Consider the following 16,517-nt stretch of genomic DNA (forward strand, 5'->3'; position numbering starts at 1 on the left):
ACCCTGAGGAGGCGGATATGGCACACACTTTGCGGAAGCCGGCCATCGTCCTGAGCACGGCCGCCATGCTGGGCACGGCCATCGCGCTGGTGACGGGCGGGACCGCGAGCGCCGACCAGGCGTCGTCGGGCATGGCGCTCGCGGTCACCTGTGGAGACGGCTCGCTGTCAGGCGACTGGTACTTCGAATCTTCGCACTACAACCCCAACGCGTGCGCCAAGTGCCAGGAGGCGGGCGCCAGGCTCGAGGCCACGGGTTACTGGCGCGCCTACTGCAAACGGCGGTACAACCCGGCCGGCACGCTCACCCGGGTGGACCTCTATCGCTTCTGCCTGGCGTGCCGGAGCACCGAGGCGGCCCGCGCCGAGCGCCCCTGACGGGTGTCCGCCCCGCCCGCCCCGCGGGTGGCGGAGGTCGAGCCCGGCAGGTCGACCCGGGCGCGGTAGACGGGTCCGCCGCGTACCGCGAGCGGCACGAAGGTGCACAGGATCCCGGTCCCCCCGGCCGACGCGGCGAACACCGCGGCCGGCCACATCAGGTACGGCGAGCGCAGGCCCGCCAGCACCCCCGCGGCCCGCCCGGCGACCGCCGGACGGCCCGGCAGGAACGGGACGGTGAGGACGGACAGCACGGGGACGGCGGCGGTGGCGACGAAGACGGCCTCATAGCCCGCGACCTGCGCGAGCCAGGTGCCGGCGGGCAGCGCCAGGAGCGCGCTGACCCCGCTGACCAGGCCCACCAGCGCGAGCCCCTCACCGCGCCGCTCGGCGGGCAGCAGCTCTGCGGTGAGCGCGCCGCCCGCCACGACCGTGACCGCGAAGCCGAGGCCGCGCAGCGCGCTGACGGCGATGACGGCCGCGGCGTCCGAGGACGTCAGCAGCACGAGGGTGGGCCCGCCCAACGCGACGTGGCCCAGGCCGAGCGCCCACCGGTAGCCGAGCCTGGCCACCAGGGCCGGTGCCGCCAGTTCGACGGCCACGGTGGTCACCAGGAGCGCGGCGTTCGCGGCGCCGGCGGCGGTGGCGCCCGCCGACCGCTCGGCGTACTCGGGAACGACGGCGAACGGCAGGAAGAACCCGATCGACGAGGCCACCACGGTGGCCATCCGCACCAGCAGCGCGCCGGTGACGATCGGCGGGCGCGCCGCCGTACGGGTGGTGGTGATCATGGCCGCGGCTCCCCTCCTGCGGTGTGCCCGCCGAGCTCCGCCTCCAGCGACTTCAGCGCGTTGCGCATGTGCTGCTCGAGCTGGGAGGTGTCGTGCTCGGTGAGGAAGGCGGCCTGCTCGGTGTGGACGAGCCTGGTGCCCCGTCCGTGCCGGACGAACTCGATCGTGGCCAGCGAGACCAGGACGCGTACCTGGTCGAGCAGCACGTCGTAGCTGTAGACGATGCGTTTGCTCGGCACGATGTCGAGGTAGCGGGCCTGGACCGTGTGCGCGGGGCCGTCGGTCCGGGTGCCGTGGTACCGCTCCACTCCGTCGACGCGGAAGTCCAGGTCGAGGCGCGGGTTCCAGCCGGGGGGACCGCCGGCCCAGCGGGCCTTGACGGCCGGGTCGGCCCAGGCGGAGAAGACCTCGACCGGCGGGACGGCGTAGACGTGCGCGGCCACGAGGGTGGCGTGCTTGATCATGGGAGCCTCTCGTTGTCCGTTCGCTGCCTGCGACTTTGACCTGCCGCAACCGGCCTGGACATCCGTGCGGGCCCCCTGATCGCCACGGAGGGGGTACGGATTCGCCGCGGAAGGAGCACGGGGTGGGGAGCACGTGCGAGTCGGCGAACCGCGGATTGTGGCACTGCTCCGCCGCCCGGCCCGCACCGGCCGGGCAGGGTCGCGGCGGAGTGCTAATGCCTGGTGACGGCGGCGTGGACCGGATCGTCGATCCCCGTGCGGACCCGGGCCTCGGCGATCCTGGCCAGCGCCGCGCGCGCCTCGGACCGCCTGCCCTCCGGCCGCATGGCCGGTACGGGGTCGAACAGCGTCACTTCGACGACCAGGTCACGGGTCCCGGCCACCCGGACGATGGAGGCGAGCAGCGAGTCGTCACCGACGTAGCAGGCGCGGGTCGAGGTGGCCGTCCCTTCGCGGTAGCGCAGCGTGGCCGGGCGGACCGCGGCACCGGTGTCGACGGCCGCCTGGAACACCGCCGGCCGGAAGCGTCCCATGCCCCGCCCGCACCACGTGGTGCCCTCGGGGAAGGCGACGACGGTGTCGCCCTCCCTGAGCGCGTCCGCGACCGCCGCGACGGCCGAGGGCAGCGCGGAGAGCCGTTCCCGGTCGATGAACAGCGCCCCCGAGCCCCTCGCCAGCGTGCGGATGACCGGCCACTCGCCGATCTCGCGCTTGGCCAGCGGCCGCGACGGCAGCGTGGCCGCGACCACCAGCGGGTCGAGCCAGGACACGTGGTTGGCCACGACCAGGGCGCCCCTGTCCGGAGCGGCCGGGGCGCCAGTGACCTCGAGCCGGATCCCGAGCGCGCGCAGGAGCAGCCGCGCCCAGGCCCTGGTCAGCCTCGCCCGCCACGCCGTCCGTACCCGCCCCACCAGGGACACCGGCACCCCGGCGAGCACCACGAGGAGCGCGGCGCACAGCCGGGCGGCCAGGCGGACGGGCCCGGTCGCGCGGGCGGCGGGCGCCAGGCACGCCTGCGCGGTGCAGGGGCCGGACGGACGCCAGGGGTCGGGGGCGGCCGGCGGAGCCGGAACCAGAACCGGGGCCGGGGTCAGGGTCTGAACGGCCGTGTTCACAGCGGCTCTCCCAGGAAGTGGCGCAGGTAGCGGGTGTTCACGTTGGCCATCGAGAGCAGCACGAAGAAGTCGGCGGTGCCGAAGTCCCGGTCGTGCGCGGGCGCCCCGCACACCCACGACCCCAGCCGCAGGTAGCCGCGCAGGAGGGCGGGCGGCACGAACCGGTCGGAGCGCGCCACGCCCCGGGGACGCCACGGCGTGCGCGGCGTGACCCGGTACTCCTCCGGCCCGAGCGGCACCCGATCCACCACGGCGGCGGCCACCGCGCCCGCGTCGTCGAGCGGCACCGAGCAGCAGCCCGCCAGCCACTGGTGACCGCCGGCGACCATGTAGCGCGCGATGCCCGCCCACATCAGCGCGACGACCGCGCCGCCCCGGTGGTCGGGGTGCACGCACGTACGGCCCGCCTCGACCAGCCCCTTCCGGAGGGGCGCGAGCCTGGCCAGGTCGAACTCGCCGTCGGAGTAGAGCCGCTCCGTGCGCCCCGGGGGAAGCAGCCGGTAGGTGCCCACGACCTCGCGGCCGTCGCGCACGAGGAGGTGGTCGCAGTACGCGTCGAACCTGTCCACGTCGAGGCCGGAGACCGGGCTGTCGAGCCGCGCCCCCATCTCCTCGGCGAAGACCTCGTGCCGCAGCCGCTGCGCGGCCTGGACGTCGGCGGGGCTGGTGGCCATGCCGATCGTGTAGCGACCGGTGTCAAGAGAGATCGTCATGGGCGCGGGTCCTTCCCTGAAAGCGTCTCACGCCTATGTCGACATGCGGAAATGACGTCCGAACCGCACATCGGGGTCAGCGAGGCGACCGCGTGGTGAACCTCGCACGCGCGCGACAAATCGCTTTCTCCACCCGGCCCCGGTTCACTACACTCGCCACTGATCGTCGACGAGGGAGAGGAGTACGGCCGTGCGCCACAGCACCGCTGCCGTCGTCCCCCCGTCGCGCCACGAGGTGATCCTGGTGTCTCCGTCGCCCCGGTGCCGGCTGCGCGGCCGCCACTGGACGACGCCCTGACGACACCCGCCTCCTGGCCTTCCGTCAGGGGAATCGCGCTGTCCTGCTGAACAATCCTCCTGAAAGGGTTTTGGGCTGTGCGCCCCCGAATACCTGACAACCCCCTTGCCATCGTCCGCAACCTCGGCATCCTCGCCCACGTCGACGCGGGCAAGACCACCGTCACCGAGCGCATGCTGTACCTGGCCGGTGCCACGTACAAGCGCGGCGAGGTGCACGACGGCACCACCGTCACCGACTTCGACCCCATGGAGCGCGACCGCGGCATCACGATCTTCGCCGCCGCGGTGAGCTGCGCCTGGGACGGGCACCGCGTCAACCTGATCGACACCCCCGGCCACGTCGACTTCTCCGACGAGGTGGAGCGCTCGCTGCGGGTGCTCGACGGGGCGATCGCGGTGTTCGACGCCGTCGCGGGCGTCGAGCCGCAGAGCGAGAGCGTGTGGCGGCTGGCCGACCGGTACGGCGTGCCGCGCATCGCGTTCGTCAACAAGCTCGACCGGGCCGGCGCCGACCTGGACACGGCCGTCGAGTCGATCCGCCGCCGGCTGCACAAGGCCCCGCTGGTGGTCCAGCTGCCGATCGGGCAGGAGGACCGCTTCACCGGGGTCGTCGACCTGGTGCGGATGCGGGCGCTGGTGTGGGCCGACGGGGTGTGCTCCGCCGGGCCGGTGCCGGAGGACCTGCTGGCGCAGGCGCGGCGGCGGCGCCGGCTGCTCGAGGAGTCGGTGGCCGAGCTGCACGCCGGCGCGCTGGAGGAGTTCTGCGCGCGGCCGTCGATGTCGGACGAGACGCTGGCCGGCGCGCTGCGCGACCTCACGCTCAGCGGCGCGGGCCTGGTGGTGCTCTGCGGGTCGGCCTACCGCGACCGCGGGATCGAGCCGCTGCTCGACGCCGTGGTGGCGTACCTGCCGTCGCCGCTGGACGTGCCGCCGGTGCGGGGCGAGGACGGCGCGGAACGGGCCGCCGACCCGCGGGCGCCGCTGGCGGCGCTGGCCTTCAAGGTGAACGCCACCGCCACCGGGCGGCTGACGTTCGTGCGGGTCTACTCGGGAACGATGCGGAAGGGGGACACGGTGCTTGTCACGGGGCTTGTCACGGGGCTGGACACCGGCGCGGGGCGCACGGAGCGCGTCAGCCGCATCCTGCGGGTGCAGGCCGACCGGCACACCGAGGTGGACCTGGCGGTGGCCGGGGACATCGTCGCGGTCGTCGGCCTGAAGTCGGCCCGCCTCGGGACGACGCTGTGCGCGCCCGGCGCGCCGCTGGTGCTCGAACCCCCGAGCACGGCCGAGCCGGTGGTGTCGGTGGCGGTCGAGGCCCGCAGGAGCACCGACGCCGACCGGCTGGCCTCCGGGCTGGCGCGGCTGGCCGAGGAGGATCCGTCGCTGGCGGTCCGTACGGACGCCGAGACCGGGCAGACGCTGCTGTCCGGGATGGGCGAGCTGCACCTGGAGGTCGCGGTGGACAAGCTCCGGCGCGAGCACGTCATGGACGTCTCCGTGGGCCGCCCGCAGGTGGCCCACCGGGAGACGGTCGTGCGCGGCGTGTCCGGGCTGCTGTACCGGCACGTCAAGCAGGACGGCGGCGCCGGGCAGTTCGCCCACGTCGTGCTGGACGTGGAGCCGCTGGACGGCGGGGACTTCGAGTTCGCCTCGACCGTCGTCGGCGGCCGGGTGCCGCGCGAGTACGTGCGCGCGGTCGAGGCCGGCTGCCGCGACGCCCTGGCCGACGGCCCGCTCGGCGGCCACCCGGTGACCGGCCTGCGGGTCACGCTGACCGACGGGGCCACCCATCCGAAGGACTCCTCGGACCTGGCGTTCCGCACGGCGGGGCGGCTCGGGCTGCGCGAGGCGCTGCGGGCCAGTGCCATGCAGCTGCTGGAGCCGGTGGTGGAGGTCACGGTCACCGTGCCCGGCGACGCGGCCGGCGGCGTGCTCGGCGACCTGGCCGCCAGGCGCGGCCGGATCTCGGGCTCGTCGGCGCGGGGCGGGACGGTGGTGATCACCGCCGTGGTGCCGCTGGCCGAGGTGTTCGGGTACGCGACCCGGCTGCGCAGCCGTACGCAGGGCCGTGGCACGTTCACCACCAGGCCCGCCGGTTACGCCCCGGCCCGGTAGGGGCGGCCGGGCGACGCCCGCAGGCCGGACCTGCGGGCGGCGCCTGCCGGGGGAGGCGATCGGATCGGCCATAGTGTGACCATGAGATTGCTGGCCGGGGTCGACGCGGGGACCACGCATGTCAAGGTGGGCCTCTTCGACGAGCGGGGCGGCTGCGTCGCGGCCGTGCGGCAGCCGACCCCGCGCGAGCTGCCCGCCCTCGTCGCCGCGGTGACGGGGGCGCTCGGCGAGTGCGCCGCGCGGGCCGGGCGGGGGCCGGACGCGATCGGGATCGCGGGCATGGCCGAGACCGGCGTGCCCCTCGACCGCGCGGGGCGGCCGCTCGCCCCGCTGCTGTGGTGGAACGACCCGCGGGCCGCGCGGGAGGCCGCCGAGCTGGCCCGGGACGCCACGGCGTTGTACGCGCTGACCGGCCGCCGCGCCGACCCCAAATCGCCGCTGGCCAAATGGCTCTGGCTGCGGGCCCACTCCCCCGAGGTGCTGGAGGCGATGCGGTGGTGGGTGAACGTGCCGGACGCCGTGGCGTACGCGCTCACGGGTCGCCTGCGCACGCACGAGACGCTGGGCGCCCGCACCCTGGCCTACGACCTGGAGGCCAGGGACTACGCCCCGGAGCTGCTCGCGCGGGCCGGGCTGCGCGGCGACCAGTTGCCGGCTCCGGCCGGGTCCGTGGAGCCGGTCGGGCCGCTGACCGCGCAGGTGAGCGGGGTGGCCTCCGGGGTCCCCGTGGTGATCGCGGGCCACGACCACGCGGTGGGGTCGTGGGCGGCGGGGGTGCGGCGGCCCGGCGACGTGGCCGACTCCCTCGGCACGGCGGAGGCGGTGATGGTGCTGTCGGACTCCCGCCCGGATGCGCGTACGGGGCTGGCCCGCGGCATCACGACCGACCCGTCGCTGGACGGGAGGCGCAGGGTGGTGGTCGGCGGCCTGCCGACCAGCGGCGCCGTGCTCGACTGGCTGCTCACCCTCACCGGCAACGGCGAGAGCGGGTACGCGGCGCTGCCCGGGCTGCTGAACGGGGTGCGGTTGCCGACGGGGATCGTGGTGGAGCCGTACCTGCGGGGCCGGAGCGCTCCCGCGCCCGACCGCGGCCGGCGCGTGACGGTGTCGGGGCTCGGGCCGGAGCACACGCCGGGCGACCTGCTGGCGGCGGCCGTCGAGGGCACCTGCCTGCACGCCCGCTGGATGCTCGACGAGCTCGCCGCCGTCACCGGCACCGCTCCCGAGCGCCTGGTGGTCCTCGGCGGGCAGGTCAGGATCCCGCTGTGGATGCGGGTCAAGGCCGCGGTCTCACCCGCCCCCGTCGAGGTGGTGCGATCCGATGACGCGGTCTGCGCGGGCGCGGCGCTCATCGCGGGGCAGGCGGGCGGGTCGCTCGACGACGTACCCGTGCTCCCTCGCGATCGCCAGCCGCCCGAACCCGAGCTCGCCGCCGCCTACGTTCCCATTTACGAGCGTTTCCTGGCCTCGGCCCGCACACCCCGATAACGGCCCGCCGCCGCAGGCACCTGCGACGACGGCGCCGCAACGTGCTCGGGGACCGGCGGGGCGTGGCAGGGCGGGAGAGGCGGCGCAACGCGGGCGGCGCAACGCGGGCGGCGCGGCACGGGCGGCGCGGCACGGGCGGCGCGGCACGGGCGGCGCGGCACGGGCGGCGCGGGGGCACGTCTCAGGTGACGCGCAGGACGATGCGGCCGCCGGCCGTGCCTGCCGTCTGGCGCTGCCAGGCCGGGCCCGCCTGCGCCAGCGGCACCACCTCGTGGGCCACCGACAGCCGCCCCCGGGCCGCGTGTCCGGCGATCAGCGTGATGGCCTGGGCGCGTTGCTCCCGGGTGAGCTCGTTGTTGGTGTACCCGAGCACCCGCAGCGACCGGCCGCGCAGGGTGGAGGAGTCGAGCGGGCACGTCTCGGAGGCCGAGCCGCCGAGGTTGACGAGCCTGCCGCCCGGCCGGAGGGTGCGGGCCGCCGCGGCGGCCGGGGCGCCGAAGAGGGGGTCGAGCACCAGGTCCACCGGCCCGTCGCAGGCGGCCGAGAGGCGGGCGGCGAGGCCGGCCACGTCCTGCGTGCCGAGCTCCACCACCGCGTCCGCCCCCGCCCGCCGCGCCCGTTCCCGGCCTTCGGGAGAGCGGGCGGCCGCGACGACCCGGCGCGCGCCGGCCAGGCGGGCGAGCTGAACGGCCGCCTGGCCCACCACGCCCCCGGCGCCCAGCACCACCACCTGCTCCCCCGCCGCGAGCTCGCCGCGCCAGGTCAGCGCCAGGTGGGCGGCCACGGCCGACAGGCCGAGCGCGGCGACGGCGTACGGGTCGGCGCCGGCGGGCAGCTCCACCAGGTCCTCCGAACGCACCACGGCCAGCCCCGCCATGCTCCCGTCGCCGGGCGCCATCCCGGCCGTGGTCGGGAACCACACGGCCCTCTCCCCGACGGTCCCGACGCCCTGGACGCCGGGCACGTAGGGGACGGCGGGCGTGCCGAAGTAGGAGGCGCCGCCCGCGCACAGCAGGTCCAGCGGCGTGACGGGGGCGGCACGTACGCGCACCAGGCTCTCCCCCGGCCCGGCCACCGGCACGGGGACGTCGCCGACCACGGGCGGCCGGCCGCACGTCTCGATCCGGGCCGCGCGCATCCGGCCGGGGTCACCGGTCCCGGTGGCGGTCATCAGGTCGCGATGTCCGGGTACGGGAGCCGGAAGCTTGCCAGCCGCCGGGCGTACTCCGTCTGGAAGCCCAGCGGCGGGTGGTCGCGCTCGAACATCGCGATGAACAGGGTCAGCGTGAGGAACGGGTGCGCCCCCAGCTCGAACAGCTTCGGGTAGTCGTGCGCGGCCAGCGCCTCGCGCTCGGCGTCGTCGAGGCGCAGCCACGTGGACGACTCGCCGGTGTGGCAGCCGAGGATGCGGTTGGCGTACTCGGACTCCCACCACTCGACGGTGGCGCGCGGCTCCTCGCGGTAACGCTCGACCAGCTCGGGATCGCGGTCGACGGTGAAGAGGAACTTGTTCAGCAGATACTTGCTCATGCGCCCTCCTTCGTCGGGCACATGAGCATGCTGCTGTGCCCATTGGTTCGCTCGCTCCGCTCGCTCACGCAGCCCCTCCGCTCGGATACCAGGTGAAGTACGCCTCCATGGTGTGGAACAGGTCGTAGGTGTCCACGTAGTCGGCCTTGCGGCCCTCCCCCGCCACCCCCATCATCAGCATGAAGTCCATGAACCCGTGAGTGGCGTTCCCCGGCAGGTGGAGGCTGTCCAGGGTGACCTCCGACAGGCATCCCTCGATGTCCCCGGTGGAGATCCACTCGACGGCCTTGCGGTCGAACTCCGGGTCGGGCCCGTGCGGCCCGAACTGGCGCGGCCCGCCGAGCTCCAGCGACAGGTGCCCGGTGCCGATGACCGCCACCCGCCGGTCCGCCGGCCACGACTCCACGAGCTGCCTGATCGTCCGCCCGAGCTGCACGAACCGCTGGGGACGCGGCAGCGGCGGGGCGAAGATGTTGGTGTAGACGGGCACGATCGGCAGGTCGGCCTCGGGACGCAGGGTGATGATCGGGCACGTGATCGAGTGGTCGATGCGCAGCTCGTTGCTGAAGGCGAGGTCGAAACCGGCGTCCAGGCCCTCGCGCAGGAGGTACGCCGACAGGTCCTCCTGGCCCTTGAGCACCATCCGGGGTAACCCGAACTCGCGTTCCTCGTTGTAGAAGTTCGCGTCGTAGAAGGGCGCCTTGCCGACCAGGAACTGCGGCATGTTGTCCAGCCACAGCTGGTGGAAGTGGTCGGAGCCGACCATCACCAGCACGTCGGGCCGCGCCCTCGTGAGGGTCTGCCGGAACGCCTCCACCTTGCGCACCCACTCGTCGGCGAACGGCGGGCGGTCCTCGCCGGTGGAGGTGCTGGCGCGGTAGTAGAAGGGGTGGTGGGTGGATGCGATGACCGCGACGAGTTCAGCCATGCGTACCTCCGTTGGCGGCATACGGCTCGGGCGGGACGGGACGGTTGTTGAGGTCCACCGAGAGGAAGATGTCGTTGGCCACGGGACGGCGCAGCTCCTCGGCCAGCTGCCCGATCAGCCCGGCCGTCCTGGCCAGCAGCGCGAAGCCGCGCAGCAGCTCCAGCGGCAGCCCCAGGTCGGCCAGGGCCGCGCCGCACGCGCCCGCCCCGTTGAGCGGCAGCGTCCGGCCCAGGATCCGGGGGTGCACGCGGCCGACGGCGGCGAAGAGCGACAGGTGCGGCCCGAACAGGCCCTCCTCGGCCGCGATCTCGAACAGCCGGGCCGTGCGCGGGTCGCCGTCCTTGTGGACGTGGTGGCCGAGGCCGGGGACGCGCCCGCCCGCCGCGCTCCGGGCCCGTACGGTCTCCAGCGCCAGGGCGTCCCAGCCGGCGTCGTCGGCCGGGAGGGGGTCGTGGGCCCGCAGCACGTCGGCGAGGAAGCGGCCGCAGTCCTCGGTGACGCCGAGGAAGCGGGAGCCGCCGCCGAGCAGCCCGGCGGCCAGCGCTCCCTGGACGGAGTCGGGCGCCGACAGGTACGTCAGCCGCGTCACGATCGCGGTGGGCGTGAACCCGTGGTCGGCCAGCGCGGCCAGCACGGCCTCGAACACGCGTACCTCGCCGCGGGCCGGGCGGCGCTGCGTGGCCAGCCAGAACGCCAGCTCCCCGAAGCCCACCTCGCCCATGACGTCGGCGGCCAGGTCGTGCCCGAGCAGGGTGATCGTCTCCCGCGAGGACGCCCCGAGCGCGGTCGGATACACCTTCGGCTCCCCGGCACGGCCGCCCCCCACGCCGACCGCCTCCTGCGCGTGCCCACCACCCACGCCGACCGGCTCCTCTCCGTTCTCGCCACCCACGCCGGCCGGCTCCTGCGCGTTCCCGCCGCTCACGACCGCGCCTCTCCGGGGGATCCCTCCGGCGGCTCGGGGAGGGTGAGCCACTTGCGCAGCTCCGTGCCGTGCTCGTCGAGCTCCGGCGGCGGCAGCCGGTAACCCGCGGGCGTCTCCGAGAACCGGATCGGATGCCGCGTCGTCGGCACGGCCCGTTCCCCCTCCCCCACCACGACCACCGGTTCGAGCCCGAACCGCTCGGCCACCGCGAACCCGCCGTCGATCGTGTTGATCGGCCCGCTCGGCACCCCCGCCTCCACCAGCAGGTCGAACCACTCCTCCGCCCGCCGGGTCACGAGCCGCTCCACGAGGATCGGCCTCAGCTCCTCCCGCCGCGCGGTCCGGTCGGCGTTGCGGGCGAAGCGCGGGTCGGCGGCCACCTCGGGGATGCCCAGCACCTCGCACAGCTTGCGGAACTGCCCGTCGTTGGCGGCCGCGACGATCAGCTCGTGGTCCGCCGTCGGCAGCGGCTCGTACGGGAACACGCTCGGATGCGCGTTGCCCATCCGGTACGGCACCACGCCCCCGGCCACGTACGCCGAGCTCTGGTTGACCAGCCCCGCCAGCGCCGACGACAGCAGGTTGACCTCGACGTGCTGCCCCCGCCCGGTGGCCTCCCGATGCCGCAGCGCGGCGAGGATGCCGATGACGGCGTGGTTGCCCGCCATCACGTCGAACACCGAGATCCCGGCCCGGTACGGCGGCCCGCCGGGATCGCCGGTCAGGCTCATCAGCCCCGACATGGCCTGCACCATCAGGTCGTATCCCGGCACCCGCGCGCCCGCCCCGGCGCCGAACCCGCTGATGGAGGCGTACACGACGCCGGGGTTCAGGGCCCGCACGGCCGGGAAGTCCAGCCCGTACTTGGCGAGCCCGCCCGGCCGGAAGTTCTCCACCAGCACGTCCGCGCGCCGGGCCAGCTCCCTGGCCGCCTGCGCGTCGGCAGGGTCGCGCAGGTCGAGGGCGATCGACCGCTTCCCCCGGTTGACCCCGAGGTAGTACGTGGACACCTCGCCCCGCGCGGGCGGCGTCCACGACCGGGTGTCGTCCCCGCCGGGCGACTCGACCTTGACGACGTCGGCCCCCAGGTCGGCCAGGAGCATCGTGGCGTACGGCCCCGCCAGGACCCTGGAGAAGTCGGCCACCAGCAGGCCGGACAGCGGCCCCTCAGCCACGATGCGACTCCCCTTTCCGCGTCCGTTGAACGGACATATGTCCGCTGAGCCTGATCTCATCATCGACGCGAGCCCGCGTCAACCGTCTTGACACGTGGACGAGCGCTCATCACAGTGACTGTGACCGTGTAGCGGACAATCGTTCGCAAGGAGCGTGTGCCATGAACGAGTTCGAGGCCGGACGGCCCGTGGTGCTGCGCGGCGGCACCGTGCTGCCCATGTCGCCCCGTGGGAGCAGGCGGGTTCTGCCCCGCACGGACGTCCTGGTGACCGGGGACAGGATCGCCGCCGTCGGCCCCGAGCTGGCGGCGCCCGAGGACGCGGTCGTGATCGACGCGTCCGGCGGCCTGGTCATGCCGGGCATGATCGACACCCACCGGCACATGTGGCAGACGGCGCTGCGCGGCTACGGCGCCGACTGGACGCTCACCCAGTACTTCGTCTGGTTCTACCTGGAGCACGGCAAGCTGTTCCGCCCCGAGGACATCCACGCGGGCAACACCCTGGCCGCGATCGAGGCGCTGGACGCCGGCGTCACCACCGTCGTGGACTGGTCGCACGGCCTGCGGACCGTCGACCACGCCGACGCCGCCGCCGACGCGCTGGAGTCCGTGCCCGGCCGGTACGTGCTCGCCTACGGCAACATCCAGCAGCCGCCCGCCGAGTGGACGGCCGCGCCCGAGTTCCGCGACTTCGTGCGCCGGCGCGTCACCGGCGGCGACATGCTCGGCTTCCAGATCGCCTTCGACGTGCTCGGCGACCCCTCCTTCCCGGAGCGGCCCGCGTTCGAGGTGGCCCGCGAGCTCGGCGCCGCCGTCACCACGCACGCCGGCGTGTGGGGCGCCACCAGCGACGACGGCATCCGCCTGATGCACGAGCACGGCTTCATGACGCCGGAGACGATCTACGTGCACGCGGCCTCGCTGTCGGCCGACTCCTACCACCGCATCGCGGCCACCGGCGGCTCGATCTCGGTCTCCACGGAGAGCGAGCAGAGCGCCGGCCAGGGCTACCCGCCCACCTGGGCGGTCCGCGCCCACGGCATCCCGGTGTCGCTGTCCATGGACACCAGCGTGTGGTGGAGCGGCGACCTGTTCTCGGCCATGCGCGCCACGCTCGGCGCCGACCGCTCGCGCGAGCACCTGGAGGCGCACGCCAAGGGCGAGACGGTCACGCACTGCGGCCTGCGCGCCGACCAGGTCGTGGAGTGGGCGACCCGGGGCGGCGCCCGGGCGCTGGGCCGCGACGATCTCGGCGTCGTCGAGCCCGGAGCAAAGGCCGACCTCGTGCTGGTCAAGAACGAGCACTCGCCGGTGTCGTTCCCGATCCTCAACCCGTTCGGGCACGTCGCGTTCCAGGCCCAGCGCGGCGACGTGCACACCGTCATCGTCAACGGCCGCGTGGTCAAGCACGAGCACCGCCTGCTCGGCGTCGACCTCGCCGCAGCCCGCGCGCGGGTCGAGCGCACGGTCGAGCACCTGCGCTCGACGATGGGCGACGAGGCCTGGGAGAAGGGCATGAACCCGGACATCCCTTCGGCGAAGGTCCTCGACAACCCGTACACGTACACCGACTACCGCAGCGACGCCACCCACCGCCTCTGATCGGCCGCTGTGCGGACGGGCGACCGTCTAAAGTCGGATCGAACGGATTCCGAGCGAGGCGAGGGCGTAGATGGCACGCGGTGACACCGGACCTGACTTCATCGAGGCGCTGGCCCGCGGCCTCGATGTCATCAGGGCGTTCCAGCCGGGACGCCCGGTCATGTCCCTGACGGAGGTGGCCACGGCCGCCGGCCTGGCCCGGCCGACGGCCCGCCGCATCCTGCTCACCCTTCAGGAGCTGGGGTACGCCAGGGCGGAGCAGGGCGGGTTCGCGCTCACGCCGCGGGTGCTGGAGCTGGGCGTCACCTACGTCCGGTCGATGGGGCTGTGGGAGGTGGCCAGGCCGCATCTGGAGCGGCTCGTCACCCAGACCAACGAGTCGTCCTCGATCGCCCAGCTCGACGGCTCCGACATCGTCTACGTCGCCCGGGTCGCGGTGCCGAAGATCGTGTCGCTCCAGGTGCAGATCGGCACCCGCTTCCCCGCGCTCCAGACGTCCCTGGGCAAGGTGCTGCTGGCCGCGCTGCCGCCGGCCGAGGTGGAGCGGGTGCTGGCCGAGCCGAGCCGCTCGGGCATCGAGCCACGGTGGCGCCCGGACGCCAAGGAGCGCGAGGCGGCGCTGCGCGCGGTCCGCGCCAAGGGGTGGGCCGCGACGGACGAGCAGCTGGCGCTGGGGATCCGGTCGGTGGCGGCGCCGCTCAGGGACGGGCTCGGCAACGTCATCGCGGCCGTCAACGTCAACGCCCACGCCGCCGAGACGTCCATGGAGAAGCTGACCGGGGAGCACCTGCCGCTGCTGCTGACGACGGCCGGCGCGATCAGCGCCGACTGGGCGCTCTACCAGGCGGTCCCGCACGTCACGGCCTCCTGAGAGCCGTCCCCGCGCCGCCGGGGTCTTGCCGGTTTGGGCAAGTCCGCCTTGAATGTGCCCCATACGGATGATCCAGGAGGGGCCGATGGGTGGTTTACGGGCGTCCGCAGTCGTTCTGTTGACCGTTCTCACGACGTTCGTGGCCGCGGAGCCGTCGGTCCCGGCGGTCGCCGGGCCGAGCGACCCGGAGCCGGCCTCGCTGGTCACGCTCGCCGTGCCCGACCGCGCCGCGATGGAGCGGCTGGTGGCCGCGGGCGCCGACCTCACCGAGCGGGTGCGGCCGCAGGCGGACGGCAGCGTCCAGGTGGACGCGGTGGCCACGCCCAGCCAGCTCGCCGCCTACGCCGCGCTCGGCGCGACCCTGGCGCCGGGCACGCCGCCCCAGGCGAAGGCCAAGGCCACCACCGTCCAGGACCAGCTCGTCATCGAGCGGGCCGTCTGGATGAAGTCCCGCGAGGGCTACTTCCTGTCGGTGGAGGCGTCCAGCAGCGCGGGCGAGGCGGCCACGCTCACCGTGACGTGGAAGGGCAAGGGCGGCGCCACCGGGCAGGCGCCGATGGTCGCGTACGTGGACGCGGGCGCGTACCTGGGCCACCAGTTCAGCACCCCGGTGCCCGCCGACGCCAGGCCGCAGTGGGTCACCGTCACCTCCGACGGCGGCGGCACGGCCGAGGCCAGGGTCAGGGAGTGGCCCGACGGCGAGCGGCCGGACCGCGCCGGTCCCGGTTACCAGAAGGACTTCGTCACCCAGTACATGCCGCCCGCGCAGCTCAACGAGCGCATCAAGGCGCTGCACCAGCGCTACCCCAAGCTCACCGAGCTGATCACGCTGCCGTACCCGACCAACGGCTACCGCCGCCACGCCCAGGCCCTGATCGGCACGCCGCCCGCCGCCGCCGTGGTGATCACCTCGGACGCGTACGGCTCCGAGGGCGGCAACGACCTGGCCGTCGAGCTGGTGAACCCCGGCGCGCCCGGCCGCCCGCCGCAGGTCACCGTGAACGGCAAGCTCATCACGGTCAGCCTGGCCACCGACGCCTCGGGCGCCCCCACCAGCACCGCCGCCCAGATCGCCGCCGCGATCAACGCCACCGCCCGCACCGGGGTCAAGGCCACGACCTACCGCGCCAACGCCGGCGACGGCGTCATGGCGCCCGCGCCGCTCACCCAGCTCAGCGACTTCCTCAACGCACCCGCCAGCGTCTCCCGCGCGCCCGCCCGGGTGCTGGCCCTGCGGATCGGCGCGCACCGCGACGGCAGCCGCACCGGCGTGCTGGCCTACGCCCAGGAGCACGCCCGCGAGTGGGTGGCGCCCCTCGTCGTGGTGGAGGCGGCCGAGCGGCTGCTGCGCAACCACGCCCGCGACCGGGCCACCCGCAGGCTGCTGGAGCGCACCGACGTCTTCATCGTGCCGACCGTCAACCCGGACGGCGCCAACTACAGCTTCTACGACTTCAACGGCCAGCGGAAGAACATGACGAACCACTGCCCGCCGCAGCAGTCCGACCCGGCGCTGCGCAACACCTGGGGCGTGGACGTCAACCGCAACTACGCCGTCGGCTCGCTGTCCGACGGGTACTTCGGCGCCTCGGCCAACTGCCAGAGCGGCACGTACGCGGGCCCCGCCGAGCACTCCGAGCCCGAGAGCCGCAACGTGATGTGGCTGGCCGAGAAGCACCGCAACATCAGGTTCGCGATGAACGTGCACAGCTACGGCGGCTACTTCATGTGGCCGCCTGGCGCTTACCGGCTCGACGGCCGCGTCACCCTGCCCAGGCCCACGGAGCGGCAGGAGGCGTACTTCATGCGCTCGGCCCGCACGATCGAGCAGGCCATCGCCGCCGAGCGCGGCACCGTCATCTGGCCCCAGCAGACCGGGCCCGTGACGGACGTGCTCTACTCCGCGGCCGGCAACTCCGCCGACGAGCTCTGGTACGACCACGGCGTCTACGGGTGGGACTTCGAGGTGGGCGCCGACCTGTGGGACCCCGGGACGCGGACGTGGCAGGCCGTGGGCTTCCAGCCGCCGTTCGCGGAGGGGCACGCGGAGGCGCTGGAGTTCGCGTCCGGGCTGATCTCGCTGGTGGGGGTCGCCGCCGACTACCGAGAACCCTGATC

General features: G+C 74.3%; 15 protein-coding genes. 6 read left to right on the top strand and 9 right to left on the bottom strand.

The features are described 5' to 3' along the window. The first annotated feature begins 17 nt into the window (after positions 1–17). Positions 18–377: a hypothetical protein gene (locus tag HD596_RS48235; RefSeq protein WP_185076045.1), complete on the top strand. Its 360-nt coding sequence runs from the start codon at positions 18–20 to the stop codon at positions 375–377. On the opposite strand, the gene HD596_RS48240 is transcribed toward HD596_RS48235, so the two are convergent. The 4 genes from HD596_RS48240 to HD596_RS48255 form a co-directional block, all read right to left on the bottom strand. Continuing rightward, the gene (locus HD596_RS48240) at positions 320–1,168 is read right to left on the bottom strand and encodes an MFS transporter (RefSeq protein ID WP_185076046.1); all 849 of its coding nucleotides are present in this window, start codon (positions 1,166–1,168) and stop codon (positions 320–322) included. The two genes, HD596_RS48235 and HD596_RS48240, sit on opposite strands and share 58 nt — an antisense overlap. Then, entirely contained in the window at positions 1,165–1,632 is a 468-nt protein-coding gene (locus tag HD596_RS48245; protein ID WP_185076047.1) for an SRPBCC domain-containing protein, read from the bottom strand. The genes HD596_RS48240 and HD596_RS48245 overlap by 4 nt, the downstream gene beginning before the upstream one ends. A 212-nt stretch (positions 1,633–1,844) precedes the next feature. Next, positions 1,845–2,747 (bottom strand): lysophospholipid acyltransferase family protein, encoded by a 903-nt coding sequence (locus HD596_RS62985; protein WP_221519932.1) that lies wholly within the window; start codon positions 2,745–2,747, stop codon positions 1,845–1,847. Continuing rightward, positions 2,744–3,460: a GNAT family N-acetyltransferase gene (locus HD596_RS48255; protein WP_185076048.1), complete on the bottom strand. Its 717-nt coding sequence runs from the start codon at positions 3,458–3,460 to the stop codon at positions 2,744–2,746. The genes HD596_RS62985 and HD596_RS48255 overlap by 4 nt, the downstream gene beginning before the upstream one ends. Before the next feature lie 375 nt (positions 3,461–3,835). Here HD596_RS48255 and fusA point away from each other — a divergent pair, with 375 nt between their 5' ends. After that, a complete protein-coding gene (gene fusA / locus HD596_RS48260) occupies positions 3,836–5,878 on the top strand; it encodes an elongation factor G (protein ID WP_185076049.1) in 2,043 nt (680 codons plus the stop codon). Positions 5,879–5,959: 81 nt separating this feature from the next. Then, entirely contained in the window at positions 5,960–7,366 is a 1,407-nt protein-coding gene (locus tag HD596_RS48265; protein WP_185076050.1) for an FGGY-family carbohydrate kinase, read from the top strand. A 181-nt stretch (positions 7,367–7,547) separates the two neighbouring features. Here the strand turns inward: HD596_RS48265 and HD596_RS48270 are convergent, their stop codons facing one another. From HD596_RS48270 to HD596_RS48290, 5 genes are all read right to left on the bottom strand, one after another. Then, a complete protein-coding gene (locus HD596_RS48270) occupies positions 7,548–8,537 on the bottom strand; it encodes a quinone oxidoreductase family protein (RefSeq protein WP_246555377.1) in 990 nt (329 codons plus the stop codon). Further along, positions 8,537–8,896 carry a hypothetical protein gene (locus HD596_RS48275; protein WP_185076051.1) on the bottom strand — a complete coding sequence of 120 codons (360 nt, stop codon included), beginning with the start codon at positions 8,894–8,896 and terminating at the stop codon, positions 8,537–8,539. Before HD596_RS48275 ends, HD596_RS48270 begins: the two co-directional genes overlap by 1 nt. A 64-nt stretch (positions 8,897–8,960) precedes the next feature. Then, entirely contained in the window at positions 8,961–9,824 is an 864-nt protein-coding gene (locus HD596_RS48280; protein WP_185076052.1) for a DODA-type extradiol aromatic ring-opening family dioxygenase, read from the bottom strand. After that, positions 9,817–10,749: a citryl-CoA lyase gene (locus HD596_RS48285; RefSeq protein WP_313046417.1), complete on the bottom strand. Its 933-nt coding sequence runs from the start codon at positions 10,747–10,749 to the stop codon at positions 9,817–9,819. The genes HD596_RS48280 and HD596_RS48285 overlap by 8 nt, the downstream gene beginning before the upstream one ends. After that, on the bottom strand, positions 10,746–11,924 hold the full coding sequence (locus tag HD596_RS48290) for a CaiB/BaiF CoA transferase family protein (protein ID WP_313046419.1): 1,179 nt from the start codon (positions 11,922–11,924) through the stop codon (positions 10,746–10,748). The genes HD596_RS48285 and HD596_RS48290 overlap by 4 nt, the downstream gene beginning before the upstream one ends. Before the next feature lie 161 nt (positions 11,925–12,085). On the opposite strand from HD596_RS48290, the gene HD596_RS48295 reads away from it, so the two are divergent. From HD596_RS48295 to HD596_RS48305, 3 genes are all read left to right on the top strand, one after another. Continuing rightward, positions 12,086–13,528: an amidohydrolase family protein gene (locus HD596_RS48295; protein WP_185076053.1), complete on the top strand. Its 1,443-nt coding sequence runs from the start codon at positions 12,086–12,088 to the stop codon at positions 13,526–13,528. Between the two features lie 70 nt (positions 13,529–13,598). After that, positions 13,599–14,399 (top strand): IclR family transcriptional regulator domain-containing protein, encoded by an 801-nt coding sequence (locus tag HD596_RS48300; protein WP_185076054.1) that lies wholly within the window; start codon positions 13,599–13,601, stop codon positions 14,397–14,399. Positions 14,400–14,517: 118 nt separating this feature from the next. After that, on the top strand, positions 14,518–16,515 hold the full coding sequence (locus tag HD596_RS48305; RefSeq protein ID WP_185076055.1) for a M14 family zinc carboxypeptidase: 1,998 nt from the start codon (positions 14,518–14,520) through the stop codon (positions 16,513–16,515). Positions 16,516–16,517 lie beyond the last annotated feature (2 nt).

This window comes from Nonomuraea jabiensis, from assembly GCF_014204795.1.
GTDB lineage: Bacteria > Actinomycetota > Actinomycetes > Streptosporangiales > Streptosporangiaceae > Nonomuraea > Nonomuraea jabiensis.

Excerpts from the sequence above, each read along its gene's own strand:
- HD596_RS48235 (WP_185076045.1), top strand. The coding sequence starts at position 18 with ATGGCACACACTTTGCGGAAGCCGGCCATCGTCCTGAGCACGGCCGCC.
- HD596_RS48240 (WP_185076046.1), bottom strand. The coding sequence starts at position 1,168 with ATGATCACCACCACCCGTACGGCGGCGCGCCCGCCGATCGTCACCGGC.
- HD596_RS48245 (WP_185076047.1), bottom strand. The coding sequence starts at position 1,632 with ATGATCAAGCACGCCACCCTCGTGGCCGCGCACGTCTACGCCGTCCCG.
- HD596_RS48255 (WP_185076048.1), bottom strand. The coding sequence starts at position 3,460 with ATGACGATCTCTCTTGACACCGGTCGCTACACGATCGGCATGGCCACC.
- HD596_RS48265 (WP_185076050.1), top strand. The coding sequence starts at position 5,960 with ATGAGATTGCTGGCCGGGGTCGACGCGGGGACCACGCATGTCAAGGTG.
- HD596_RS48270 (WP_246555377.1), bottom strand. The coding sequence starts at position 8,537 with ATGACCGCCACCGGGACCGGTGACCCCGGCCGGATGCGCGCGGCCCGG.
- HD596_RS48275 (WP_185076051.1), bottom strand. The coding sequence starts at position 8,896 with ATGAGCAAGTATCTGCTGAACAAGTTCCTCTTCACCGTCGACCGCGAT.
- HD596_RS48280 (WP_185076052.1), bottom strand. The coding sequence starts at position 9,824 with ATGGCTGAACTCGTCGCGGTCATCGCATCCACCCACCACCCCTTCTAC.
- HD596_RS48295 (WP_185076053.1), top strand. The coding sequence starts at position 12,086 with ATGAACGAGTTCGAGGCCGGACGGCCCGTGGTGCTGCGCGGCGGCACC.
- HD596_RS48300 (WP_185076054.1), top strand. The coding sequence starts at position 13,599 with ATGGCACGCGGTGACACCGGACCTGACTTCATCGAGGCGCTGGCCCGC.